This is a genomic window from Pseudoxanthomonas sp. UTMC 1351, assembly GCF_040948865.1.
GTDB lineage: Bacteria > Pseudomonadota > Gammaproteobacteria > Xanthomonadales > Xanthomonadaceae > Pseudoxanthomonas_A.
Genome location: NZ_JAVGJT010000004.1, coordinates 70,072 through 95,049 on the forward strand (window position 1 = coordinate 70,072; position 24,978 = coordinate 95,049).

The 24,978-nt window shown below is 61.8% G+C and carries 19 protein-coding genes and 8 tRNA genes; 6 read left to right on the top strand and 21 right to left on the bottom strand.

Annotated features, from left to right (window positions below; genetic code table 11):
* The first annotated feature begins 56 nt into the window (after nucleotides 1–56).
* Both AB6O04_RS02240 and AB6O04_RS02245 read left to right on the top strand, forming a co-directional pair.
* Complete coding sequence (locus AB6O04_RS02240; protein ID WP_368562037.1) at nucleotides 57–3,122, top strand: fused MFS/spermidine synthase; 3,066 nt, start codon at nucleotides 57–59, stop codon at nucleotides 3,120–3,122.
* A gap of 141 nt (nucleotides 3,123–3,263) precedes the next feature.
* Nucleotides 3,264–4,328 (top strand): NAD(P)H-dependent flavin oxidoreductase, encoded by a 1,065-nt coding sequence (locus tag AB6O04_RS02245; protein WP_368562039.1) that lies wholly within the window; start codon nucleotides 3,264–3,266, stop codon nucleotides 4,326–4,328.
* Nucleotides 4,329–4,504: 176 nt separating this feature from the next.
* Here the strand turns inward: AB6O04_RS02245 and AB6O04_RS02250 are convergent, their stop codons facing one another.
* Nucleotides 4,505–4,912: a DUF6165 family protein gene (locus AB6O04_RS02250; RefSeq protein ID WP_368562041.1), complete on the bottom strand. Its 408-nt coding sequence runs from the start codon at nucleotides 4,910–4,912 to the stop codon at nucleotides 4,505–4,507.
* A gap of 402 nt (nucleotides 4,913–5,314) precedes the next feature.
* Nucleotides 5,315–5,405, bottom strand: a tRNA-Ser gene (locus tag AB6O04_RS02255).
* Nucleotides 5,406–5,605: 200 nt separating this feature from the next.
* Between AB6O04_RS02255 and AB6O04_RS02260 the strand changes: the two genes are divergently transcribed.
* A complete protein-coding gene (locus AB6O04_RS02260) occupies nucleotides 5,606–6,310 on the top strand; it encodes a PP2C family serine/threonine-protein phosphatase (RefSeq protein WP_368562042.1) in 705 nt (234 codons plus the stop codon).
* Nucleotides 6,311–6,446: 136 nt separating this feature from the next.
* Here the strand turns inward: AB6O04_RS02260 and dnaQ are convergent, their stop codons facing one another.
* The 4 genes from dnaQ to AB6O04_RS02280 all read right to left on the bottom strand — a co-directional run bounded on the left by dnaQ (nucleotide 6,447) and on the right by AB6O04_RS02280 (nucleotide 8,895).
* Nucleotides 6,447–7,184, bottom strand: coding sequence for a DNA polymerase III subunit epsilon (dnaQ, locus tag AB6O04_RS02265; protein WP_368562043.1), 738 nt, complete (start codon nucleotides 7,182–7,184; stop codon nucleotides 6,447–6,449).
* A 17-nt stretch (nucleotides 7,185–7,201) separates the two neighbouring features.
* Nucleotides 7,202–7,729: a GNAT family N-acetyltransferase gene (locus AB6O04_RS02270; protein WP_368562044.1), complete on the bottom strand. Its 528-nt coding sequence runs from the start codon at nucleotides 7,727–7,729 to the stop codon at nucleotides 7,202–7,204.
* The gene (gene rnhA, locus AB6O04_RS02275) at nucleotides 7,730–8,182 is read right to left on the bottom strand and encodes a ribonuclease HI (RefSeq protein ID WP_368562045.1); all 453 of its coding nucleotides are present in this window, start codon (nucleotides 8,180–8,182) and stop codon (nucleotides 7,730–7,732) included. It lies immediately after the preceding gene.
* A 62-nt stretch (nucleotides 8,183–8,244) separates the two neighbouring features.
* Nucleotides 8,245–8,895 (bottom strand): methyltransferase domain-containing protein, encoded by a 651-nt coding sequence (locus tag AB6O04_RS02280; protein ID WP_368562046.1) that lies wholly within the window; start codon nucleotides 8,893–8,895, stop codon nucleotides 8,245–8,247.
* A 64-nt stretch (nucleotides 8,896–8,959) separates the two neighbouring features.
* Between AB6O04_RS02280 and gloB the strand changes: the two genes are divergently transcribed.
* The gene (gene gloB / locus AB6O04_RS02285) at nucleotides 8,960–9,739 is read left to right on the top strand and encodes a hydroxyacylglutathione hydrolase (RefSeq protein WP_368562049.1); all 780 of its coding nucleotides are present in this window, start codon (nucleotides 8,960–8,962) and stop codon (nucleotides 9,737–9,739) included.
* The gene (locus AB6O04_RS02290) at nucleotides 9,736–11,007 is read left to right on the top strand and encodes a transglycosylase SLT domain-containing protein (RefSeq protein ID WP_368562050.1); all 1,272 of its coding nucleotides are present in this window, start codon (nucleotides 9,736–9,738) and stop codon (nucleotides 11,005–11,007) included. Before gloB ends, AB6O04_RS02290 begins: the two co-directional genes overlap by 4 nt.
* A gap of 318 nt (nucleotides 11,008–11,325) precedes the next feature.
* Here the strand turns inward: AB6O04_RS02290 and AB6O04_RS02295 are convergent, their stop codons facing one another.
* The 13 genes from AB6O04_RS02295 to AB6O04_RS02355 all read right to left on the bottom strand — a co-directional run bounded on the left by AB6O04_RS02295 (nucleotide 11,326) and on the right by AB6O04_RS02355 (nucleotide 21,414).
* Complete coding sequence (locus AB6O04_RS02295) at nucleotides 11,326–13,302, bottom strand: peptidyl-prolyl cis-trans isomerase (protein WP_368562051.1); 1,977 nt, start codon at nucleotides 13,300–13,302, stop codon at nucleotides 11,326–11,328.
* A 145-nt stretch (nucleotides 13,303–13,447) separates the two neighbouring features.
* A tRNA-Asp gene (locus AB6O04_RS02300) sits at nucleotides 13,448–13,524 on the bottom strand.
* Between the two features lie 84 nt (nucleotides 13,525–13,608).
* Nucleotides 13,609–13,683 (bottom strand) — tRNA-Val (locus tag AB6O04_RS02305).
* A 39-nt stretch (nucleotides 13,684–13,722) separates the two neighbouring features.
* Entirely contained in the window at nucleotides 13,723–13,995 is a 273-nt protein-coding gene (locus AB6O04_RS02310) for an HU family DNA-binding protein (protein WP_337342814.1), read from the bottom strand.
* 221 nt (nucleotides 13,996–14,216) lie between these two features.
* Nucleotides 14,217–16,670, bottom strand: coding sequence for an endopeptidase La (gene lon / locus AB6O04_RS02315; RefSeq protein WP_368562052.1), 2,454 nt, complete (start codon nucleotides 16,668–16,670; stop codon nucleotides 14,217–14,219).
* Nucleotides 16,671–16,850: 180 nt separating this feature from the next.
* On the bottom strand, nucleotides 16,851–18,134 hold the full coding sequence (gene clpX / locus AB6O04_RS02320; protein WP_337342816.1) for an ATP-dependent Clp protease ATP-binding subunit ClpX: 1,284 nt from the start codon (nucleotides 18,132–18,134) through the stop codon (nucleotides 16,851–16,853).
* A gap of 126 nt (nucleotides 18,135–18,260) precedes the next feature.
* Entirely contained in the window at nucleotides 18,261–18,887 is a 627-nt protein-coding gene (clpP, locus tag AB6O04_RS02325) for an ATP-dependent Clp endopeptidase proteolytic subunit ClpP (RefSeq protein ID WP_368562054.1), read from the bottom strand.
* A gap of 83 nt (nucleotides 18,888–18,970) precedes the next feature.
* A complete protein-coding gene (gene tig, locus AB6O04_RS02330) occupies nucleotides 18,971–20,263 on the bottom strand; it encodes a trigger factor (protein ID WP_368562055.1) in 1,293 nt (430 codons plus the stop codon).
* A 497-nt stretch (nucleotides 20,264–20,760) separates the two neighbouring features.
* Nucleotides 20,761–20,846: transfer RNA gene (locus AB6O04_RS02335), tRNA-Leu, on the bottom strand.
* 83 nt (nucleotides 20,847–20,929) lie between these two features.
* Nucleotides 20,930–21,005: transfer RNA gene (locus AB6O04_RS02340), tRNA-Lys, on the bottom strand.
* A 75-nt stretch (nucleotides 21,006–21,080) separates the two neighbouring features.
* Nucleotides 21,081–21,157, bottom strand: a tRNA-His gene (locus AB6O04_RS02345).
* 40 nt (nucleotides 21,158–21,197) lie between these two features.
* Nucleotides 21,198–21,274, bottom strand: a tRNA-Arg gene (locus AB6O04_RS02350).
* 63 nt (nucleotides 21,275–21,337) lie between these two features.
* Nucleotides 21,338–21,414: transfer RNA gene (locus tag AB6O04_RS02355), tRNA-Pro, on the bottom strand.
* A 146-nt stretch (nucleotides 21,415–21,560) separates the two neighbouring features.
* Here AB6O04_RS02355 and AB6O04_RS02360 point away from each other — a divergent pair.
* Nucleotides 21,561–22,337 carry a Bax inhibitor-1/YccA family protein gene (locus tag AB6O04_RS02360; protein ID WP_368562056.1) on the top strand — a complete coding sequence of 259 codons (777 nt, stop codon included), beginning with the start codon at nucleotides 21,561–21,563 and terminating at the stop codon, nucleotides 22,335–22,337.
* 128 nt (nucleotides 22,338–22,465) lie between these two features.
* Here AB6O04_RS02360 and AB6O04_RS02365 read toward each other — a convergent pair whose 3' ends face one another.
* Both AB6O04_RS02365 and AB6O04_RS02370 read right to left on the bottom strand, forming a co-directional pair.
* On the bottom strand, nucleotides 22,466–23,806 hold the full coding sequence (locus AB6O04_RS02365) for a Na+/H+ antiporter NhaC family protein (RefSeq protein ID WP_368562057.1): 1,341 nt from the start codon (nucleotides 23,804–23,806) through the stop codon (nucleotides 22,466–22,468).
* Between the two features lie 134 nt (nucleotides 23,807–23,940).
* Nucleotides 23,941–24,948, bottom strand: a complete 1,008-nt coding sequence (locus AB6O04_RS02370; RefSeq protein WP_368562058.1) for an isocitrate dehydrogenase — start codon at nucleotides 24,946–24,948, stop codon at nucleotides 23,941–23,943.
* Nucleotides 24,949–24,978 lie beyond the last annotated feature (30 nt).

Genomic DNA, 24,978 nt, shown 5'->3' on the forward strand with positions numbered 1-24,978 from the left:
GGCCGCGCGACGGCACGGTTGTTAAGGTAGCGGTCCGCGATAGTAGAGCGCGAGTGATGACCAAGGCACCACCACTACGTGGCGCGGCGCTGCTATGGCTATTCGTGGCGTCGGGCTTCGCCGGTCTGATCTACCAATCGATGTGGTCCCACTATCTGGGCCTGCTGCTGGGGCATGCGGCATTTGCGCAAAGCCTGGTGTTGTCGATTTTCATGGGCGGCATGGCCCTGGGCGCTTGGCTGGTCAGCCGCGGCCTGCGGCAATGGCGTCGGCTGATCCTGCTATACGCCGTCGCTGAGGCCGCCATCGGCTTATTCGGGCTGGGCTTTCATCCGCTGTTTTCCGCCTACTCTTCGGTTTCGCAGGAGTTCGTACTACCGTTGCTGGGCGAAGGCCTCTGGGGACGTCTGTACCCGTGGTTGTCGGCGACGCTGCTGATCCTGCCTGCGTGCGTGTTGCTGGGCGCGACGTTTCCTCTGCTGAGTGTCGGCTGGTTACGCACGCTGCCCGCGCAAGAAGAACGCGTGCTCGGCGGCCTTTACTTCGCCAACAGCCTCGGAGCTGCGGCCGGCGCGCTGGTCGCCACCTTCCTATTGCTGCCTGCATTCGGCATGCCCGGCACCCTTGGGTTTGCTGGTGCGGCCAATCTGCTGGTGGCAGTGGCGGCGTGGGGAGTGTCGCGAGGGCTGCGGGAAGAGCACGTCCTTGGAGAGCGCGTCCATGGAGAGCGAGCTATCGAAGAGCACGCTATTGAAGAGCACTCCTTCGATACGACGCTCCCTCCGACCTTTCCGCAAGAACAAACTGGCAACACGTGGATCCGTCATCGCCTGCCAGCCGTGGCTTTCCTGTCCAGCGCGTTTTCCTTCGTCTACGAAATCGGCTGGGTGCGCCTGCTCAATCAGGTACTGGGCACCACGCTGCACGCTTTCGAGCTGATGCTGGCCGCTTTCCTGTTGGGATTGGCGTTCGGCGGACTGTGGGTACGCCGCCGCGCCGGCCGCGTCAATGATGCGGTGCGATTGGCGGGATTCGCGCAGATCGCATTGGGAATGGCGGCGCTGCTTTCGCTGGTGGCATTCGCCAATGCCTTCGGCTGGATGGAATGGCTCATGGGCGCACTGTCCCGCAGCGACTCAGGCTACCTGCTGTACACCTTGGGCAGCGCCGCCATCGCGCTGCTGGTGATGTTTCCGGCAGCGTTTTTCGCTGGCATGACGCTGCCGCTGTTCACTGTCGCCTGGCTGCGCGCGGGAGGCGGCGAAGCGGGCATCGGCAGGCTGTATGCCGCCAACACCTTGGGGGCCATCGCCGGCGTGATGCTGATGATGCATGTGCTGATTCCATTAATTGGCGTGCGCCTGGGCGTGCTGCTGGCCGCGTTGGGCGATGCCCTGCTGGGCTTCTGGTTGTTGGCCCGCGCGCAACAGGAAGTACCGCCGCACCGCGCGGGTGCGGCCGCCCTGGTGCTGGCGTTCGTGCTGATACTCAGCTTGACACTGGGGCGTCCCGATCCACGCGAGCAGGCAGGCGGAGTGTTCCGCAGCGGTGTCGCGCGTTTGTCGGAAGAATCCCAGCTGCCTTTCCTGCGCGACGGCAAAACCACCACGGTGGCCATTGTGCGTTCGCCGGCCCACCGCTCCGCCGCCATCATCACCAACGGCAAATCGGACGCAGCCATGGCCTTGGATATGGCCACACCTCCGCGCGGCGACGAATTGACCATGGTGATGTTGGGTGCGCTGCCGCTGGCGGTGCATCCGGAGCCGCGGAACATCGGGGTGATTGGTTGGGGTTCGGGTCTGACCACCCACACGTTGCTGGGTAGTCCTCGGGTGGCGAAAGTGGAAACGGTGGAGATCGAACCGGCCATCCACGCCGCTGCCAAGCTGTTCGGAAATCGCGTGGTCCGGGCTTATGAAGATCCACGTTCGCACGTGCATTTCGATGATGCGCGCCGGTTTTTCGCCACTGGCCAACGCCGCTACGACGTCATCGTCTCCGAACCATCCAATCCTTGGGTCAGTGGCACAGCCAGCCTGTTCACGCGCGAATTCTATGCATTCCTGCGTACGCACCTGACCGATGACGGGGTATTGGTGCAATGGCTGCAGACCTACGAAATGGACGATGCGCTTTTGGCTACTCTTCTGGCTGCCTTGCTGGCGGAGTTCCCCAATGCAGAGGTCTATCTGGCCCATGACGTGGATCTGGTAGTGGTGGCCTACGCCGGCAAGCGTCATCGCGCTGACTACGCACGGCTGCAGCATCCCGATCTGCAGCGGGAGCTTGCGCGCGTAGGTTTGGGCAACGCCCAAGAGCTCGCCTTGCGCCGCATAGGCGACGACGATGTGCTTAGGCTGCTGGTAAGAGGGCTTGGTGCGGAAGCGCATAGCGATTTCTATCCGCGGGTCGCCTTGCGCGCCCCTGCAAGCCGGTTCCGTAGCGACACCTCCGTAGCCTTTCAGAATCTGGTCGATAACGGGTTGCCTGTGCTGGATATGCTGGGACAACGCTCGCCACCGGCCGCCCGCAGTGCAATAAGCCTTCAGCCCGAACACCGCTTCACCCGAGCTCACCGTAGCGCTGCGACATTGGCCGCGCGCATGCGCAACGAAACGGTGGACCGCGCCAGAGACGAAGAGCTGGATGCGTCGTTGGCATCGGCAGCGGAAACCCTGCGCGGGTTGTCCGTGCAGCGTGTGATCGAAAATGTCCCGCTATGGACCGAAGTCGCTTATACGGTCGCAACGGCGACCATCGGACTACTGCCCGCCGAAGACTTGCGCGGACTATGGATAGAACCGGCCTGGATTGAGAACCACCCCAATCAGCCTGACGAAGTGAGGAAACTGTTGTTGCTATACGGAGCCTCAGCCAGCCGGGACTCGGCCGCGATGCGCGACGCCGGAGAAGCGGTGCTGCAGTCGCCCGGACGATTACCGGTGCACGTGCAGGAGCAGGCCTTGGTGATTGCGCAGCTGGGCGCAATTGGCATGCGCGATTTCGAGGCGGTCGAAGCGCTGCATGCGGCTCATGGCGCCGCTCTGCCGTCCAGCGAACGGCTACGCAGGGTCAGGCACCTGCTACGGGTCTGGGCGGCGGAACGCGCATTGGAGTAGCGATGCTCTTCCACGGAACGAAGTCGAGCTTCCCGCGTCGCGCCCGCGGCGCACGCTATCTGGAAGCGGGGATTGCTCCTTTTTGACTCGGCGCTGGCCGGGCTGAGCGCATAATTCTTTCGCCATTACCGCGGAATACACATGTCGCTGCAAACGCTACTGGGAACAGAACTTCCTCTTCTGCAAGCGCCGATGGCTGGCGTGCAAGGTAGTCGCTTGGCGATTGCCGTCAGCACTGCCGGCGGGCTGGGCGCACTGCCGTGCGCCATGCTGTCGCAAGAGACCCTGCGTGAGGAAATCGCGGCGATACGCGCGCAGACCGCACATCCCTACAACCTCAACTTCTTCTGCCATGCGTCGCCGCTCGCCGATCCAGTGCGTGAAGCGGCGTGGCGCTCGCGCTTGGCGGACGACTATCGCGCGTGGGGCATAGATCCTGCCGCCATATCCGCGGGACCCGGGCGTCATCCTTTCGATGCGGCCATGGCGGAATTTCTACGTGAATTCCAGCCACCGGTGGTCAGTTTCCATTTCGGACTGCCGCCTTCCGATTGGCTGGCGCCGCTGCGCGAATGGGGTTGCCGGATATTGAGTTCCGCTACCACGGCCGATGAAGCGCGCTGGCTTCAGGCACGCGGCGTGGATGCCGTTATCGCGCAGGGTTTGGAAGCAGGCGGTCATCGCGGCACGTTCCTGTCGGACGACTTGACGCTGCAGATGGGCACCTTCGCATTGTTGCCGCAGATCGTGGCAGCGGTTGATGTGCCGGTGATCGCAGCGGGGGGCATCGCCAACGCGCGGGGCGTGGCCGCGGCAATGGCGTTGGGCGCCGCGGGAGTGCAAATCGGTACTGCCTACCTGCTGTGCCCGGAGGCCGATACCCGGCAGGTCCACCGGGATGCGCTGCGAAGCCCGGCCGCGCATCACACGGCACTGACCAATGTCTTCACTGGCCGTCCGGCCCGCGGCATCGTCAATCATGCGGTCCGTTCATGGGGTCCTATCAGCAGCGACGTACCTGCATTTCCCTTGGCGACCAGCGCATCGGCTCCGCTGCGCCAAGCTGCCGAAGCGCAAGGCCGTGGTGACTATTCGCCGCTATGGGCGGGTCAAAACGTCACCGGGTGCAAGGAAATCCCGGCCGCGCAACTGACATGGGAACTGGCGGCAGGGTTCGGCAGCCAAGAGCCGCCTTGCATCGTTTAGAACACTTGCCGAAAACCGCTATCTGCAAGCGGGGAGCGCAAGGCTTTTGCTTTATCTCCCCTTTTAGAACCGGACCAGCGTTGAATCTCCAGTGTGCCTATATGGCGGAGCCCTTCACGGCGTCATCCCAGCTTTCGCTGGGATGACAGCATTGAAAAGTTCGCAAACAGCCGGTGTCAGGACGCCGCGCCGGCCCTGTAGTCCTGATAGGACTTTTCTTCCACGTAGCTGGAACCCAGTGCCAGATTGATGTCTTTCTTGATGCGGGCGCGCTCGTCGTTTTCGAAATAGACGCTGCGGGCCAGGCGGATGAATCCCTCATCGAACGCCTGCGCTTTTTCCTTGATACGGATGTCGTCTTCGATCACCCACAGGCGCTCATTGACCGCCTTCAGCTGCGCGCGCAGTTCCGCGATATTGCCGCCCGCGGCTGGGTGCGCCATCCAGGTCTTTTCCAATGCGGTCAGTTCATTGCGCACATTCGCGAGCTTCGCCGGATCGCTCATGCGCTCGGACTTGATTTGCAAAATGGCGATCTTGTCGAGCAATTCGCCGAAGGAAACTGGAACCAGAATTTCTGACATAAGGCTGCGCCGGTACGTGAATCGGGCCAGTTTAGCCGAGGCGGCTGAATGTGGCGTACTCGTTTGCCGACCCCGCAACCCCGAAGAACCCGTAGGAGCGGCCCTGACCCGTAGGAGCGCCGTCTCGGCGCGAGCTCTTCCTGTCAGATCCCGATAGAAGCGAAAAGCTCGCGCCGAGACGGCGCTCCTACAACATCCTTGTGCCTCGCCCTTCAGGCGGCTCCGTCGTGCAGAACGGCAATCCTGCCGTTTGTCACTCGGCACATCCTTGTGCCTCGCCCTTCGGGCGGCTGCGCCGCGCAGAACGGCAATCCTGCCGTTCTGTCGAACCTTGGGTTCTCTTCCAAATCCCCCTCTCCGCCAGATACGAAAAAAAGCCCCGCAAGGGGGCCTTTTCGTATCTGGCGGAGAGGGGGGGATTCGAACCCCCGATGCGCTATAAACGCATGCCTGATTTCGAGTCAGGTACATTCAACCACTCTGCCACCTCTCCGGGTGGTTTCCCGGCGCGAACCGGGGCCGTGCATGATACGGGGCGCCCCGCGTCCGGACAAGCGAGCGGGCAGATTCCTGGCTGAATCCGCTGAACACCACCTGCCCAGGGATATCCGGCTTTCTTGCTTGCTGTCCGTTTCCTCCGGATCATTCCGTATGAATGGGTAGGGAAAATCCCGTCAGACACCATAGGGCACCATGATCGAATTCGGGCATATCACCCACGTAGGCCTAAGACGGGAATTGAACGAGGACACCTACTACGGCGACAGCGAGCTGGGGCTGTGGCTGGTGGCCGACGGAATGGGAGGGCATGCTTGCGGTGAAGTGGCCAGCGCGCTTGCGCGCGAGACCATCGTGCGCGAAATCCGCGAAGGCACGCCGCTGACGCAAGCCATCCGCATCGCCGACGAAGAGATCATCCGTACCTCTCGCCGCCGCAACGACACCCTGCCGATGGGCACGACCGTGGTGGCCGCCCGGGTACAGGGCAATCGGTTCGAGGTGGCCTGGGTCGGCGACAGCCGCGCCTATCTGTGGCGCGACGGCCAGCTGGCCCAGCTCAGCCAGGATCACAGCTATGTGCAGGAACTCATCGCCCAAGGTGCGCTGACCAGCGAACAGGCGCGTTCGCACCCGCACCGCAATGTGGTTACGCAGGCCCTGGGGGTCACCGATCCCAATCACCTGAACGTGGAAACCATGACGGGCGAATTGAAGCCCGGCATGCAGTTGCTGTTATGCAGCGACGGACTGACCGAAGAGGTCGACGACAGTGGCATCGCCGATACCTTGCGTCACGACGACTGCAGCGCGCAGGAGTGCGTGGACACCCTGGTGGCCGCGGCTCTGGATGGAGGCGGCTCCGACAACGTCACCGCGATCCTGGTGCGCTGCCACTGATTTCCCGCCTTCCCTGTAGCGCCGTCTCGGCGCGAGCTTTTTCGGTCAGATCGCGGAAGCGAAGAGCTCGCGCCGAGACGGCGCTCCTACAGATTCGGATTCGCGACCTACAGCGCCAGCATCCCAGTATTCATTCCTACATGCCCACTGCCGTGGCGATAGGTTCCGGTTCGTCCCACAGGCAAGTGCCGCCGGCTTTTTTGCGCAGCTTGGCCAATCGCGCTTCGTGCGCGGCCAGTTCTTCGGCCGACGGCTGCACGCGCGGACGCGGGCCTGCGGCGGCAATGGCGAACGCTTGGGTCACCACGACGGTTGTCTGTCCAGGTTCATCCAATCCGCCGAAACCAATCTCGCTCTGGCCGGCAGTCAGGTTCAAATACACGTCGCATAGCAGTTGCGCATCGAGCAATGCTCCATGCAACTGGCGGTGGGTGTTATCCACCCCCAGACGCTTGCACAGCGCGTCCAACGAATTGCGTTGGCCCGGAAAGCGCTGCCGCGCCAGCAGCAGCGAATCTTCGACGCGCACCCGGTCCTGCATGCGGCCGTAGTGATCGCCCAGCAGCGATAGCTCGTAGTTCAAGAAACCGATATCGAACGCGGCGTTGTGGATGATGAGTTCGGCGCCATCGATGAACGCCAGGAATTCATCGGCCACCTCGGCAAACAGCGGCTTGTCGGCCAGGAACTCCAGGCTCAGGCCGGTTACTTCAGCAGCGCCTTGCTCGAACTCCCGCTTGGGATTGAGGTATTGATGGTAAGTGCGCCCGGTCGGCCGGCGTTCCAGCAATTCGACGCAACCGATTTCGACGACGCGGTTGCCCTTCTTCCACTCCAGGCCGGTGGTTTCGGTATCGAGAACGATCTGGCGCATGCGGGCGGGTTACCTCTCTACTGCTCAAGGACAAACAAATTCACGGGGCTGTGGTCTTCCGACAGCTGCACCATTCTCTCAAACCCGAATCCCAGTTTCTGCAACAGCCGAATGGAATCTGTATTGGCCGGATCGACAATCGCCAAAATGCGGTCCAGCGCCAATGAATCGCGGGCGTGCGCCAGTACCGCTCGCGTCGATTCCAAAGCGTATCCCTGTGACCAGAATTCAGGCAGGAAGGCGTAGCCCAGGTCCGGATGGTCCAAGCCTTCGCGCCGTACCAAGCCGCATAGGCCGGCGATGGCGCCGCTGGCCTTGATATCGACGCGATACAGGCCGTAGCCATGGGTGCGATAGCTGCTGGCCGGGCCGTTAGCCACGTAGTCGTGCGCGTTGTCGAGATTGCGGACGCCGCGATCGCCGATGTTGCGAAGGAACGAAGGCTCGTTCAACAACCGCAATATAAAGGCGGCATCTTCGACGGAAGACGCCGATAGTTCCCGGAGTTGTAGGCGTTCGGTTTCCAGCAACGCGCGCGATTTCATTCAGCCTACCGCCGCGGCTGCACGAAACTTCAGTGCTTCGTTGCGGGCCAGTACATCCACCCGCTCATTGTCCGGATCGCCTGAGTGACCCCGCACCCAATGCCATTCGATCTGGTGGCGCAGTGTTGCCGCGTACAAGCGCTCCCACAGGTCGCGATTCTTCACCGGCTCACCGGCGGCGGTCTTCCAGTTCCGGCGTACCCAGTTGGGCATCCATTCGGTGATGCCTTGGCGTACGTACTGGGAATCGATGTAGAGCGCGATGCCGCACGGTTCGGTCAATGCCTCAAGCGCGGCGATGGCCGCCATCAGTTCCATGCGGTTGTTGGTGGTCAGCGCCTCGCCGCCGGCCAGCTCGCGTTCGCGGTCCTGGTAGCGCAGCAGCGCCGCCCAGCCGCCCGGCCCCGGGTTGCCGAGGCAGGAACCGTCGGTATGGATGCTCACTTGCTTCATGCGGGGCACTTCTTGCGGTGCGGCTTCATGCGGGGATTCTTCATGCAGGGGATTCTTCTCTTTCATGCGGGCGCGGCATCGGTCCGCCACGGACGTTTGACCGGCGATGGGGGGATCAGGGCAGCGACACGTTTTTCAGCTTCCAGCAGGCAAACGGCGCGCAAATGGCCAGGCGCCCGGCCGGTGCCATCGCTTTTGGTTCGCCAGACGGGGCCCATATAGTGGATTTCGCGGCCGACTGGCTGCAGGCCTGCAGCCCGGAGCCGCTCCCGCCAGCCAACCGCGTCGTGGACAATCAGGTCCAGACCGCGCCAGCGGGCACGGTATGGGCTCCAGGGATTCAGGGTGAACAGCCAAAGGCGCCCGCCGGGCTCCAGGACACGGGCGCATTCCTCCAGCAGATCATCGTGTCCGGTCTCCAGCGCGTGCTGCAGCACGACAGCGCCAATGGCTTCGGTAGGCAACGGCAACGGCAGGTCGCAGCGCACACTGCCGGTAAAGCCCTGTGCCTGCCGATGCAGCTGGACGCCCCGCGGTGAGGGGGTTACGGACAGATCCTGGGCAGCCGGACCAAGCCACAGCCAAGGCTGCGGAGCCCGAGCCTTCAACGCGGCCGCCACCCAAGGGTGCTCAATGGCCAGCAGTCGCCCGCCGGGGCCGTTCCCGAACCACGTCAGGGCATCGGGTTGACGGCTGAACATAAAGGCAGGCATGTTCGCAATTGTAGAGGACGCCGCCCCCGAGCGTCCTTCCCCGTTCCCTGCGAGCACGCCCAGCATGCGTCTGCTAGCCCTTCCTGCGTTCGAAGACAACTACATCTGGGCCCTGGTAGATGACGAAGGCGACGCGCTGATCGTGGATCCCGGCGACGCTGCGCCAGTACTGGCGGCCGCCGAAAACGGGCTGTGGCCGGCGGCCGTGCTGCTCACCCATCACCATCACGACCATTGCGGGGGCGTGGACGATCTGCGCCAACGATGGCCCACATTGCCGGTGTTCGCACCCGAAGACACGCGCATTCCCCACGCGACCGAGCGGGTTGGCGACGGCGCCGGGATATCGCTGAAGAACTGGCGGTTTTCGGTATTGGCCGTACCAGGGCATACCCGCAGCCACATTGCTTTTTTCGGCGGAGGCGGAAACGGCCAGTCGCACCTGTTCTGTGGCGATACGCTATTCAGCCTGGGCTGTGGACGGATGTTCGAAGGTACTGCCTCGCAGATGCTCGGCTCGCTGGATCGTTTGGCTGCCCTGCCTGGCCAGACCGCGGTGTGCTGCGGCCATGAATACACCCTGGCCAACGCGGCCTTCGCACGCGTCGTGGATCCCGCCAACGACGCCCGGCGTCGCCGTACCGAGGAAGCTCAAACCATGCGCAATTCCGGACGTCCCACTGTTCCTTCCACATTGGCGCAAGAAGTCGGTACCAACCCATTCCTGCGGGTCGATACGCCTGCCATTCGCGAGGCGGTGACCCATCGCCTGGGCCGCTCGCCGCAGGACCGGGTGGAAACGTTCGCCGAACTGCGGCGCTGGAAGGATGACTTCCGCGTATGAAACGGCGCCGTCTATTGGCTTGCCTGCTGCTGGCCAGCGGCCAGCTGTCCGCAGCCGACGCGCCGGCGCCGCCACCCTCCACTTCCCCGGTCGAGTTGAGTGCCGGCGTCCAGCCCGACATTCCGTCTGCACCACCTGTCGACCCCGCGACCGTGCCGCTTGCGGGTCAACGCACCGGCCTGGATATCTATGCGCGGTTCCGCGAAGGTTTGGCCGATCCCGATTGCGATGCCGCGGCCACCGGCGGTCGCTGGAAGAAGCAGTTCGGGCATGCGCCGGGGCAGTTGGCGAAAACCAACGACGATCTGCTACCGCTGTTCGGCTATGTGGTCGATGCGCTGCATGACGCTCATCTACCGACCGAATACGCCCTGATTCCTTTCGTCGAAAGCGGCTACAAACCGGGCGCCCGCAGTGCCAGCGGTCCGGCGGGGCTTTGGCAACTCATCGGCACCACCGCAAAGAACCATGGCGTGCCGATGCGCGCTGGCTATGACGGGCGCCTGTCGCCCGTCGACTCCACCCAGGCGGCGGTGCGCTATCTCAAAACGCTGCATGGCATGTTCGGCGGCGACTGGCGACTGGCAGTGATGGCTTACAACGCCGGTGAGTACCGGATACTGCAGTCGATGCGCCGGGCCGGCATGAATGCGCAAAATGCGAAGCCAGCGGAACTGCCTAGCCTGTCCGGCATCACCTACGCCTACGTTGAAAAGTTGCACGCGCTGGCGTGCATCTTCCAGCAGGCAGACGATGGTGACGAATGGCTGCAACGCCTCGACCGCCCGGTGCCATTGTTGGCGGCGCATCCCCTGCCGAAGGACGCCGCCACTCTGGAAGGCTGGGCTGCCCGCCAGGGCCATGACAGCGGATTACTGAAACGTTTGAACCCAGCGCTGGCAGGTAAGTTCAGCCGCGGCGATAAGCCCCTGCGCGTGCTCGCGCCAGAAGGTGCGGTAGCCATTGCGCTGGCCCACGCGGACCTGCCTCAGGAAAACACGCCGGGAAGCATGTCCGCAGCAAGCATGCCGACGGAAAGCGCAAAGAAAGAGGCTGCCGTCATCCCAGCCACGCTGGCCGCGGGCACTGCTACAGCCGCAGACGTCTCTACCCATCGTTCGCACACGGTACGCCGCGGCGAGTCGGCTTGGATCATCGCGAAGCGCTACGGGCTGCCGACCAGACAACTTCTCACTCGCAACGGCCTGAGTGCCAACAGCGTGTTGCGTCCTGGCATGGTGCTGAGCCTGGACGAAGAAGCGCCTTAGCGGTTGCTCATGCTCTCGAATCTTTTGCCGGCGGCGCGTAGAGCGCGGACCTTGCTCCAGTGCCCTTCTGGATAAACGGGGGCAACGCTAAGAGCCAAGCAGCCGAGCGAACTGGCTCTACAAAAGCGCAGACGCGTCTCTTGTAGGAGCGACATGAGTCGCGACGTTTATGTTTCCGGTCGCGACTCACGTCGCTCCCACAAGATCGACGATACCGGTTGTGAAGAAAAGCAGCCAAGTGGATTTAGCTCTACATAAAAAAGCCCGGCATTAACCGGGCTTTCTTGTTCTGGTTACGGGTACTGGTATTAGTCCCGACTACAGGCGATCTTCCATGATTTCGATCTTGAAGCGCTTGCGCATTGCATCGATGTAGGCCTGCACCGCACTGTTGCCGCCCAGTTGCGCCAACTGCTGCTGCATCATCGCGCGCTGCTCGGCCGGGAGTTCCGTCAGATCGCCTTCGGTAACCTTTTCGACGGCGAAGACCGCATAGGCGCCGTCGGGCAGTTCGGCCTTGCCCGCCGATACCTTGCCTTCTGCCGGACGTTGCGCCGCGAAGATCGCTTCGTTGACCTCCGGCGTAGGTGCCGGCATACCGCGCTGCATGCCTGGGATCTGGTGGACTTGCAGGCTCTCTGCGGCGGCGATGCTTTGCAGCGTTTCGCCTTTGCCAATGCGGGCCATCAACGCGTCGGCAGCGGCTTCCGCCGCCTTGCTGCGACGGTTCGCACGAACAGCGGCGATCACCGCGTCGCGCACTTTGGCGAGAGGCTGAGTCTGCTCCGGCGTATGCTGCGTGACTCGAATGACGACGCTATGGTTGGGTGCCAGCTCAATGGGATCGCTCACCGTACCGTCCTGCACCAAGGTATCGGAGAACGCGGCACGCAGTACCGCCGGATTGGCAGCGATGCCAGCAGGATCGTTGCGTGAGACCGGGCCAGCTTTCTGCACGGGCAGGCCCACCGCCTTGGCGGCGGATTCCAATGAGGTCGGGTTCTTCAGTGTCTCGGTCACGACCCGGCCAGCCAGGTCGTTGTAGGCACGTTCGCGGGCAGTTTCCATCTGTTCGCGCGCCAGCTCACCGCGCACTTCCTCGTACGAACGACCGGCACCCGGCTTGATCTCCTTCAATTTCAGCACGTGGTAGCCGTAGTCGGTTTTCACCGGGCCGCTTACTTCACCCGCTTGCATCGAGAACACGGCATCTTCAAACGGTTTGACCATCGAACCATCACGCGCGATCCAAGGCAGCTCGCCGCCGGTGTCCTTGGAACCAGGATCTTCGGAGTTGGCACGCGCCAGGGCTGCGAAATCAGCGCCCGCTTTCGCCTGCGCGGTCAACGCCGCAGCTTTCTCTTCGGCTGCTTTCAAGGTGGCCGCATCAGCGTCCGCTGGCGCACCAATCAGGATATGCGCCGCTAGACGTTGCTCAGGCGACATGAAGCGAGCCTTCTCATCTTCGTAGCGCTTGCGCAATGCGGCCTCGTCCGGAGTCGTCTCTACCGGCAAGGCATTGCCGTCGATTTCGATGTATTCCAGCGCGACACTTTCCGGCTGCTTGAAATCCGCGGTGTGGCCTTCGTACCAGGCTTTGATATCAGCATCGGTAACCGGCGCCGTGTCTTCTGCAGGTAGCGGCAGAACGGCGACGGTGACGTCTCGCGTCTGGCCCAGCAGTTTGAACAACCGGTCGGTTTCACCTTGGGTCGTGAAATCGGAGCTGCCAATGGCCTCTGGAATCAGCAGCGTGCGCAGACGCTCGCGCTGCTCCTCCTCGAACTTCAATGGCGTCACAGCGGGCACTTGCTGCGACAGCAACATTTGATAGCGCTGTGCGTCGAACTTGCCGTCGGTCTGGAATGCAGGCTCGCTGCTGATGGCCTTCTGTATCGCGGCGTCGCTGATCGATATGCCCGCACGCTGAGAAGCCAGCGCCAGCACCTTTTGATCGATCAGCTGCTCCAGCACCTTGAGCTTGTTCTCCTTGCTTTCGAATTCGCGCGGATCGAAATTCTCGCCCATGGCCTGGCGCTGCTGCGCACGCACTTGCTCGAACTGAGCGCGGAACTCATCGGTCGTGACTTCTTCGCTTTCCCACAGTAGCGATACCGGCCACCACTGCGGTGCCGATTCCCACCACTTCGGCGGCGCCTTTACCGTGGCGACATCATTGGCCGCACCACCGGTCATGTATTCGTTCACGCCAACGAATGCGAAAGGAACGATCAACAAGCCCAGGATGAGGGTGGCGATCCAGCCAGTGGTCTTATCGCGGAGTTTTTGCAGCATCGGTGCACGCAGCCTGATTTCGTTAAGCCGTGCAGTTTACCGCGCTTCTTAGGTCCTTGCCCGCCCGGTCGTTCCGCCGGTGCGGCGACGTTTGGCATTAACCGCCCACGCAAAAAGCCCGCTTTCGCGGGCTTTTTGAGATAACTGGCGGAGTGGACGGGACTCGAACCCGCGACCTCCGGCGTGACAGGCCAGCATTCTAACCGACTGAACTACCACTCCGCGCTAAGACGAACATTGTACGATTATCCCGGTCGTTTCGGCTATAGCTGCCGAGGACTTTTTTAACCGTGCACCACCCTAAGATGGTGGGTGCTGAGGGTTTCGAACCCCCGACCCTCTCCGTGTAAGGGAGACGCTCTACCGCTGAGCTAAGCACCCGGGTGCTTGGCCGACACCAGGGCATCGGCGGCGAGCTAATTAGTTTACGGCATCCTTCAGGGCTTTGCCAGCCTTGAACGCGGGGTTCTTCGACGCATCAATCTTGATCGTGTCGCCCGTCTTGGGGTTGCGGCCGGTGCGCGCAGCACGCTCGCGAACCTGGAAAGTGCCGAAGCCCACCAGCGTCACGCTGTCACCCTTCTTGAGGGCTTTGGTGATGCTGGAGATGACGGCGTCGACAGCACGGCCAGCTTCGGCTTTGGAAACTTCGGCTTCGTCGGCGACAGCATCGATCAATTCGGATTTATTCATTTAGAAACTCCCGTTGCGGAATATCCGCGGAATGTATAACCGGATCCTGCCGAGCGTTACGGTCGTACGAGGATCCGGTCGATTTTGCCGTAGGCGCGCGCGCAGTGCGAAGCGCCTTCGGGGTGACGCCGTTATACCAGCGGCGAAAATCGCACGCAAGCCGAAAACCTAATAACGGCGCGGGTTTTGCGGCTTTTGCTTGTGTGGCGTCCACCTAGCGATCAATGCTTGACGTCTAGTTGTTGAGATGCTGTACCCGACTCCGGCAAAGAGTGCTCCTTCGCGCTGCCGGCTGCCGTTGCCGGTGCGGTTGGAGAGATCGGCCGCTCCAACGCCAAGTCCAGAACTTCATCGATCCAACGCACCGGCACAATCTTCATTCCCTCGGTGACGTTGGCAGGGATATCCGCCAAGTCCTTGCGATTTTCCTCCGGGATGATCACCGTGGTAATGCCTCCGCGCAGCGCGGCCAGCAGCTTCTCCTTCAACCCGCCGATGGGCAGCACGCGTCCGCGCAAGGTGATCTCACCGGTCATCGCCACATTGGCGTGCACCGGATTCTTGGTCAATGTGGAAACGAGCGCGGTCGCCATGGCGATGCCGGCACTGGGGCCATCTTTGGGCGTCGCGCCTTCGGGCACATGCAAGTGCACGTCGTGCTTCTGCAGGAAATCCAACTCAATGCCGAGGCGCTCCGTGCGGGCACGCACGACCGACAACGCCGCCGACGCGGACTCCTTCATCACGTCACCCAGCTGGCCGGTGAGCGTGACGCCTCCTTTGCCCGGCACCAGCGCGACTTCGATCTGCAGCAGATCGCCGCCTACTTCGGTCCAGGCCAGACCGGTGACCAGTCCGATTTCGTTCTGCTCCTCAGCGCGACCGTAGTCGAATCGACGGACGCCGGAATACTTGTCGAGATTCTTGGAGGTGACCTGCACCACGGGAGTTTTGGCGCCCTTCTTTTTGGCGGGCTTCGGACCCGCCAACGCGATCTCTCTCACCACCTTGCGGCAGATCTTGGCGAGCTCGCGCTCCAGGTTACGCACACCGGATTCGCGCGTGTAATAACGGACGATATCGCGGACAGCGCCTTCGGAAATCTTCAATTCCTCCGGCTTCAGTCCGTTGGCCTTCAACTGCTTCGGCACCAGATAGCGCTGGGCGATGTTGAGCTTCTCATCTTCCGTGTAACCTGGAATGCGGATGACTTCCATGCGGTCAAGCAGCGGACCCGGAATGTTCAGCGAATTCGATGTCGCCACAAACATCACTTCGGACAGGTCGAGATCGACTTCCAGATAGTGATCGTTGAACGAATGGTTCTGCTCGGGATCCAGCACTTCCAGCAAGGCCGAAGAAGGATCGCCGCGGAAATCCATCGACATCTTGTCGATCTCATCAAGTACGAACAGCGGATTCTTGCTGCCGGTCTTGTTGAGGTTCTGCACGATGCGCCCGGGCATCGAACCCACGTACGTACGGCGGTGTCCGCGGATTTCCGCCTCGTCACGAACGCCGCCCAACGACATGCGCACGAACTTGCGGTTGGTCGCCTTGGCGATGCTCTGGCCAAGCGACGTCTTACCCACGCCTGGCGGTCCGACCAGGCAAAGGATTGGGCCCTTCATCTGCTTGACCCGAGACTGCACTGCCAGGTACTCGAGAATGCGTTCCTTGACCTTCTCCAGGCCGTAGTGATCATTGTCCAGCGTGTCCTGGGCAACTTTGAGGTCCTTGCGCACTTTGGTGCGCTTCTTCCACGGCACGCCCAATAGCCAATCCAGGTAGTTGCGCACCACGGCGGCCTCTGCGGACATCGGTGACATCTGCTTAAGCTTGTTGAGTTCGTTCTTGGCCTTGGTCTCCACGGGCTTCGGCATGCCCGCCTCGGCGATCTTGCGTGCCAGATCCTCCAACTCGTTGGGGGCCTCGTCCAACTCACCCAGCTCCTTCTGGATGGCCTTCATCTGTTCGTTGAGGTAGTACTCGCGCTGGCTCTTCTCCATCTGCGACTTGACGCGGCCGCGGATGCGCTTCTCCAGCTGCTGTACGTCGATCTCGCCGTCGACAAAACCCACCAGCAGTTCCAGGCGCTCGCCAACCTCGATGGTTTCCAGCAGCCGCTGCTTGTCGCTCAGGCGTACACCCAGGTGCGCGGCGATGGTGTCGGCCAGACGGCTGGGTTCGTCGATACCGCTCAGCGTCTGCAACAGTTCCGGCGGCAACTTGCGGTTGGTCTTTACGTATTGCTCAAACAGGCTCATCAGCGAGCGCGCCACCGCTTCGATCTCGCGCGGTTCACGGGTGTCGCTGGATTCGATTTCCTGGCCTTGGCCGTACAGCGAGCCATCACGCTCGGCCACGTTGGTCACCTGCACGCGCGCAGTGCCTTCCACCAGCACTTTGATAGTGCCGTCTGGCAGCTTCAGCAACTGCAGCACCTGGGCCAGCGTGCCGATGGTGTACAGATCCGCGGCGGCGGGATCGTCGGTCTCGGCCGACTTCTGCGCCAGCAACAGGATGCGCTTGTCCGCTTCCATGGCTTGTTCCAGCGCACGCATCGATTTGTCGCGCCCCACAAACAAGGGAATGACCATGTGCGGGAATACCACGACGTCGCGTAGTGGCAGGACCGGCAGGTCGAGAGTTTCGGGTTGAGGACGGCGGGGCATGGGGGGCTCCAGCGATTGTGGAATTCGGACGGCAGAAAACGCTAATGGCCCCGTTATGGGGCCATTGGGAGATGGATGCAAGAGGAATCCTGAAAGCCTTTGAAACTCAGAGATTTACAGATTTGAGAATCTGTGAGGAACGGCCAACAAGTTCTTTACGAAACTCGCTGCCCAGCCTCATCACTCCGCGGCGGCGACCTTGGGTGCCGGCGGGTTCTGATAGATCAGATAAGGCTCGGATTTGTGCTCGATAACCGATTCGTCCACTACCACCTTGCCGACGTTCTCAAGCGACGGCAGGTCGTACATGGTGTCCAGCAGCACGGATTCCACGATGGTGCGCAGGCCACGTGCGCCGGTCTTGCGCTTGAGCGCCTTGCGGGCGATCGCGGACAACGCGTCCGGCCGGAACTCCAGTTCCACGCCTTCCATGTCGAACAGCTTCTTGAACTGCTTGGTGATGGCGTTCTTCGGCTCGGTCAGGATCTTGACCAGCGCGGCCTCGTCCAGTTCTTCCAGCGTGGCGACGACGGGCAGGCGGCCAACGAACTCGGGAATCAGGCCGAACTTGATCAGATCTTCCGGCTCGACTTCCGACAACACCTTGCCCATTTCCGTCTTGCGCTCGGAGCTCTTCACCTTGGCGCCAAAGCCGATGCCGCTGGCCTCGGTGGAACGTTGCTGGATGATCTTGTCCAAGCCAGCGAATGCACCGCCACAGATGAACAGAATGTTCTTGGTGTCCACCTGCAGGAATTCCTGCTGCGGGTGCTTGCGCCCGCCCTGCGGCGGCACGCTGGCCACCGTACCTTCGATCAGCTTCAGTAGCGCTTGCTGCACACCTTCGCCCGACACGTCGCGAGTGATGGACGGGTTCTCGCTTTTGCGCGAAATCTTGTCGATTTCATCGATATAGACAATGCCCTGCTGCGCTTTGTCGACGTCGTAGTCGCACTTCTGCAGCAGCTTCTGGATGATGTTCTCGACGTCCTCGCCCACATAACCGGCTTCGGTCAACGTGGTCGCATCGGCAATGGTGAACGGCACGTTGAGCAAGCGGGCCAGCGTTTCGGCCAGCAGCGTCTTGCCAGAGCCGGTCGGGCCGGCCAGCAGGATGTTGGACTTGGCCAGTTCGACTTCGTCGTTCTTGCTGCGGCTCTCGATGCGCTTGTAATGATTGTATACGGCCACGGCGAGCGTGCGCTTGGCGCGCTGCTGGCCGATCACGTATTGGTCCAGTACTTCCAGGATTTCGCGTGGCTTGGGCAGATGGCTGCGGGCAGACTGCGCCTTCTCCTCGAGTTCCTCGCGGATGATGTCGTTGCACAGCTCGACGCATTCATCGCAGATGAATACGCTCGGGCCCGCAATCAGCTTGCGGACTTCATGCTGGCTTTTGCCGCAGAACGAGCAATACAGGATTTTGTTGCTGTCGCCGGAACGGCCCTGACGGTCTTCGCTCATGCTTCGGTTACTCGGTCACCCTGCCCGCCAAACGGGCTTTCGGTCGCAGAATAGCACACGCTCCAGCGTTGTCGCCGGGGCGTGGAATGGGAGGAAAAACGCGGGAAATGGTCCCGCGTCTCGGCATTACGCCGACTGGATGGATTCGTCAGGTCGGCGTTCCAGCACTGAATCGACCAGCCCGTAGGTCTGGGCGTCGGCAGCGCTCTTGAAATTGTCGCGCTCAGTGTCGCGCTCGATGGTTTCCAGTGCCTGCCCCGTGTGCTTGGCCAGGATTTCATTCAGGCGGGAGCGCAGGGTCAGGATTTCACGAGCGTGAATATCGATGTCCGTCGCTTGGCCTTGGAAGCCGCCCAGCGGCTGATGGATCATGACGCGGGAGTTAGGCAGTGCATAACGCTTGCCCTTGGCGCCTGCAGCCAGCAACAACGCGCCCATGCTCGCAGCTTGGCCGACGCAGATGGTGCTGACGTCCGGTTTGATGTACTGCATGGTGTCGTAGATGGCCATGCCGGCCGTGACCACGCCACCGGGCGAGTTGATGTAGAAGCTGATGTCCTTTTCGGGGTTTTCCGCTTCCAGGAACAACATCTGCGCCACGATGACGTTGGCGACATGGTCGTCGACGCCACCCACCAGAAAGATCACTCGCTCTTTCAACAGGCGCGAATAGATGTCGTAGGCGCGCTCGCCGCGGCTGGTCTGTTCGACCACCATCGGCACCAGGTTCAGGGCTCTAGTTGGAATGCTCATTGGTTTATCGCGCCTACGTTCGTGGAGTCCGGCCAAGAATAGCCTGACCGGAGTCGGGCCGGACCATTAGGGTCCGGGACCGCTTAGTTCCGGATGGCTTCCTGGAAACTGAGGGCCTGCTCCGTGTGCTGGGCGCGCTCGGCGATCCAATCGATCACCTGCTCTTCCATCACACGGCTCTGCAGACCATTCATCAGTTGGGGGTCGTTGCGGTACAACTCAATGACCTGTTCCGGTTCTTCGTAGGTGGACGCAATCAGGCGAAGCGTTTCGTTCAGGCGCTTGGGGTCCAGGCGCAACTGGTTGCGGCGGGCCACTTCACCGACCAGCAAGCCCACCAGCACGCGCTTGCGGGCGGCATCCTTGAACCCTTCGTGGGCGTTTTCAGGAATTTGCACCTGCTGGCCGTTGCGTTGCGCCTGCTCGGCGGCTTGCTGCACCATCGAACGCGCTTCATTTTCGACCAAACGCGGCGGCATATCAATGTGCGAATAGGCAACGATCAGCTGCTCACCTACTTCGCGGCGCAGGCGGGTCATCAGGGCGCCTTTCAGCTCGCGCTCCAGGTTGGCGCGGATATCGGCGCGGAACTGCTCCGGATCACCGCTCTTCACGCCGAAGCTGCGGATGAAATCCTTGTCCACTTCCGGCAGTACGGGCTCGGAGACTTCCGTGACCTTCAGATGGACCTGGACTTGACGGCCCGCCAACTGGGGGACGCGCCAATCGGCCGGGAAATCCACGTCGACCGTCTTTTCTTCGCCCTTGGCCAAGCCAATCAATGCCTGTTCGATGGTGCCGAACATCACGCCCGAGCCGATCAGCGTGGCACCCTTCTCACTGCCTTCGGCCGGCAAGCGTTCATCGCCCGCCTGCGACCAGGTTTCCAGCGCCACGCGATCGCCTTCCTTCGCGCCACGCTCGACGGTCTGGAAGGTACGGCGCTGCAGGCGCAGGTTCTCGACCATCTGGTCGATGTCGGCATCGGTCACTTCCGCGGTGTGGCGGACAACCTTGAGCGCGGCCACGTCGATATCGCCGAAATCAGGCACTACCTCAAAAGTGGCGACGAATTCCAGTTCGCTGTCGCCGGCTTTCTCGATGCGTGGGCTGCCGGCCAATTGCAGCGCTTGTTCGCGCACGGCCGAATTGAAGGTTTCGCGCAGCAGACCATCCAGGGCCTCGGCGCGCACTTGCTCGCCGTAGCGCTGTTCGATGACCTTGGTCGGCACTTTGCCCGGACGAAAGCCTTTGATGCGCGCGGTCCGCGCGAGCTCGCGCAGGCGACCACCAATATGCGTGTCCAGGCGATCAGCCGGCAGGCTGAAACTCATGCGACGTTCGAGATTGCCGATCGATTCGACCGAAACTTGCATACTCACTGACTCCTACCGCCCTGGTCTGTGCCACGGCATATGTTGATGATCTGGTTCGCAGGCAGGGACAAGGCGCCCAGGCCGGCGGAACGGGATAGTTTGGCTGATTCTGGGCTTGGCTGCCAGCGTTTGGAGTAGGCTGCCGCGACTCGAAGGGTGAGCGGGCTCGCCAGGGCCCAGGCATGGGCGGCCTGGGCTGAACGAGTGCGGCCGCGCTTAACCGATTCGAACAGTGGAGTGCTTGCCGCCGGTCCGGGAATAAAGCGATGACGCTTGTCTCGCGCCAGGGTGCGATTCGGCAGGGTTTGGAAAAGCTGATCGCCTAGCATCGCCTCGCGCTACGGCGCGGCTTCGGCAGGGTTCGCGAAAAAGCCGGTTGCTTGGCATCGCCTCGCGCTAGGGCGCGGTCTCGGCAGGGTCGCGAAACAGCCGGTTGCCTGGCATCGCATCGCGCTAGGGCGCGCTCATTACCCTGCCGCGTTGGGTTTGGCGAGGCCTGGTGCGAAAGGCGGGACTCGAACCCGCACGGGGGTTACCCGCTGGAACCTAAATCCAGTGCGTCTACCAATTCCGCCACTTTCGCAGGTGCCGCGCATTCTAACCCGGCCTGCCGTCGTCCCGCATCCGGCAATAAAAAACGCCCGGGTTGCCGGGCGTTTTTTGATTTGGTGGGCTGTGAAGGATTCGAACCTTCGACCTATTGATTAAGAGTCAACTGCTCTACCAACTGAGCTAACAGCCCTGAAAACCGGTCGCGTATTCTACGCGTTTATCTTGTCTTGTTACAAACCTAGCCGCGGCGAGGTTTTGAAATCAATGGGGTGGAAGACGGGATTTGAACCCGCGACCCCCGGAATCACAATCCGGTGCTCTAACCAACTGAGCTACATCCACCATATGTCGCAAACACTACATCAATCCTGCCGGTCCGGTGTGGCGCGCCCGACAGGACTCGAACCTGTAACCGCCGGCTTAGAAGGCCGGTGCTCTATCCGGTTGAGCTACGGGCGCATTTCACTCCGTCGCACCGGATTGTCGCATTCCGCCCCACCCGGCAAACCAGCCTGGCCAGACTGGTCGGGGTAGAGGGATTCGAACCCCCGACCCTCTGCTCCCAAAGCAGATGCGCTACCAGACTGCGCTATACCCCGACGAGGGTCCCGGCGTGGCACCAGCGGCACCACAAGGCCGCGTATTGTCGGAACCTGCGGGCTCGCTGTCAAACGCCGCGTGCGATTGTCGGCGTAAGATATCCTCTTGTTCAGGGACCGACGTCCGAATCCACAATGAGGGCACCATGATACGCAGCGGCAATCCAGCACTAAAAGAATCCACCTTCCTCGATCTGGGCAGCGGCACCGTCGTCTCGCGCGACGCCGGTGCGATGACGCTGAACGGCACCGTCAATAAAACCGGCATCCTGCTGCTGCTGAGCGTGCTGACGGCTGCATTCGCCTGGAGCCAATCCATCGTCACCGGACCGGACGGCCTGCCTGCCGTTGCACCGGGACTTATGGGTTATGCCTTGGGTGGTGCCATCGGCGGCTTCATCCTGGCCATGGTTACCGTATTCAAGAAGACCTGGGCACCGGTTACCGCGCCGCTGTATGCGCTAGTCGAAGGCTTCTTCCTGGGCTCGATTTCGGCGATGTATGAATTGCGCTTCGAAGGCATCGTATTCCAGGCCGTCCTGCTCACCTTCGGCACCCTGTTCGCACTACTGTTTGCCTACCGCAGCGGTCTGATCAAGGCCACCGAGAACTTCAAATTGGGTGTGGTCGCGGCTACCGGCGGTATCGCGCTGGTTTATCTGGCCACGATCGTATTGGGCTTCTTCAATATCCAAATCCCACTGATCCACGAATCCGGCCTTATCGGCATCGCCTTCAGCTTGTTTGTCGTGGTGATTGCCGCACTAAACCTAGTGCTGGATTTCGATTTCATCGAAAGCGGCGTTGAACAAGGCGCACCCAAGTACATGGAGTGGTACGGCGCGTTTGGTTTGATGGTCACGCTGGTGTGGTTGTACATCGAGTTCCTGCGCCTGCTGTCCAAGCTGCAATCGCGCAACTGATTCGGTTGGCGCATCAAGAAAAACGGGGCGCCTTGGCGCCCCGTTTTGTTTCAAAGCCCGAACCGATGCGTCGACTGGCTTCGCGCGTTGGCAGTGAAGGCGATCGGCGCCAAACCCGTCAGCAACACTCACAGTTGCGGCGCAGACTCCCCCTGCTCACCCAAGCGTATCCGCTTGCCCCGCGCTGGCCACAGCATGAAACCTATCGCCACCAGCGCCAACAACCAGCAGTAGTGGACGTTGCCTGCCAAGACTAACGGCGATACCGCTGCCAACGAGGACGCCAGCAATATCTGTGCACCGTACGGCAGGACGCCTTGTACTACGCAGGCAAAGATATCCAGGACACTGGCCGAACGACGTGGCGTGATGCCATGCCGTTCGGCGATGTCCTTCGCCAAGCTACCGGAGATCAGAATGGCGACCGTGTTGTTGGCGCTCAACGCATCAGTGCCTGCCGCCAGCGCGGCGATGCTGAACTCACCAGAGCGACGCCCGGTATGACCTCTCGCAAACCGGGCAATCGTCTGCGCCAGCCAATCCATGCCACCGGCGGCCTTCATCAACGCACCCAGGCCGCCTATCAGGATCGATACCAGGGTCACTTCCAACATGCTTTCGAAACCGGTGTAGATATCGCCACTGAAAGTGACCAGATCGTATTCACTGCTGAGCATCAAGCCGAATACGCCGGACACCACCAAGCCAATGCCCAGCACCAGCACCACGTCCAACCCGGTCAACGCCAGTCCCAGCACTATCAAGTAGGGCAACACCAACCAAGGGGAAGCCGCATTCGGTGCCGTTACCGGTGCTGCATCACCCAGGAACGCCAGCATCGCTACCGTCACCAGTGCGGCGGGAACGGCGATCTTGAAGTTCTCGCGGAATTTGTCGCGCATCTCCGCACCCTGGCTGCGGGTGGCGGCGATCGTGGTGTCGGAGATGATGGACAGGTTGTCGCCGAACATGGCACCGCCCATCACCGCGCCGATGACCAGCGCGCGGTCCAATCCTGCGGCATCCGAAATGCCTAGTGCGATGGGCACTACCGCGGCCAGCGTTCCCATCGAAGTGCCGATGGACAGCGAGACGAAGGCGGCCACCAGGAACAACCCCGGCAAGATCAGCCCGCTGGGCAGTGCCCCTAAGCCCAAGGCCACGACTGCATCCACCGCACCGATCGCCTTGGTGACCGTAGCGAAGCCTCCTGCCAGCAGGAAAATCAGGCACATCAACATGATGTTGTTGTCGCCCATTCCCGACAGCAACGTTCGCATGGGCGCGACACCTCGGCGCCTGGCCAGCCAAGCGCCCAGTGCTAGCGCCGGCAGAATTGCCACCGGCGCGCGCAGTTGATAGAAGCCCATCGGCTCGCCCTGCAGAGTGAAATACAAGCCCGCGCCGAAAAACAGCAACAGGAACAGCAGGATTGGAGTCAGCGCGGTGGCGCTGGGGCGGACAGTCATCGACGGGGCCTGATTGGGGAAGCTCCGCGATTCTGCGGGCTATTGGCGATCGCACCAACCCCTGCGAATAGGACGCACGCCAACAAAAACGGGACGCTAGGCGTCCCGTTCGTGGAGATCATCGCTGAAGGGTGTCAAACCCGGCTGGCGATCGCCTTGGCGAAGGACATGGTGTTGCCCTGCCCGCCCAGGTCAGGGGTCAACGAATCCTTGGCTTCCAGCGTGGCGATGATGGCCGCGCGCAGTCGCTCGGCCTTTTCCGGCTGGCCGATGTGGTCCAGCATTTGCGCCGCGCCCAACAACAACGCGCACGGATTGGCGATGCCCTTGCCGGCGATGTCCGGAGCCGAACCATGCACGGCTTCGAAGATCGCGGCATCAATGCCGATGTTCGCGCCCGGGGCCAAACCCAGGCCGCCCACCAGACCGGCGCACAGATCGGAAATGATGTCGCCGAACAGATTGGTGGTGACGATGATGTCGAACTGCTCCGGACGCATCACCAGCTGCATGCAGGTGTTGTCCACGATCATCTCGTTGCACTCGATATCCGGATACAGCGCGGCCACTTCGCGCGCCACCTTCAGGAACAGGCCCGAAGTGGTCTTCAAAATGTTGGCCTTGTGGACCACGGTGATCTTCTTGCGGCCGGTCTTGCGGGCCAGTTCGAACGCGTAGCGGACAATGCGCTCGGAGCCCTTGCGGGTGATCTTCTGCGTCAGCAGCGCAGTCTCGCCGTCCTCGGAAATCGACTGGCCCTCGCCGATATACGCGCCTTCGGTGTTCTCACGGACGGTGATGACGTCCACGCCCGATGGAAAACGCGATTTCGTGTTGGGGAACGACTTGGCTGGACGAACGTTGGCGTACAGGTCGAAGTGCCGGCGCATCGCCACGTTGATGGAGCTGAAGCCTTCGCCCACCGGCGTGGTCAGCGGGCTCTTCAAGGCGATCTTGTTCTTACGGATCGAATCCAGCGTCGCCTGCGGCAGCAGGTCGCCGTGCTTCTCCAACGCCACCAGGCCGGCGTCGGCTTCTTCGTAGGTCAGGCCGACCTTCATCGCATCCAGCACATACAAGGTGGCGTCCATGATCTCCGGGCCAATACCATCGCCGCGGATGACCGTAATTGTCTGGGTCATTGCTTGAGTTCCGAACAGGGGGCGCACGCC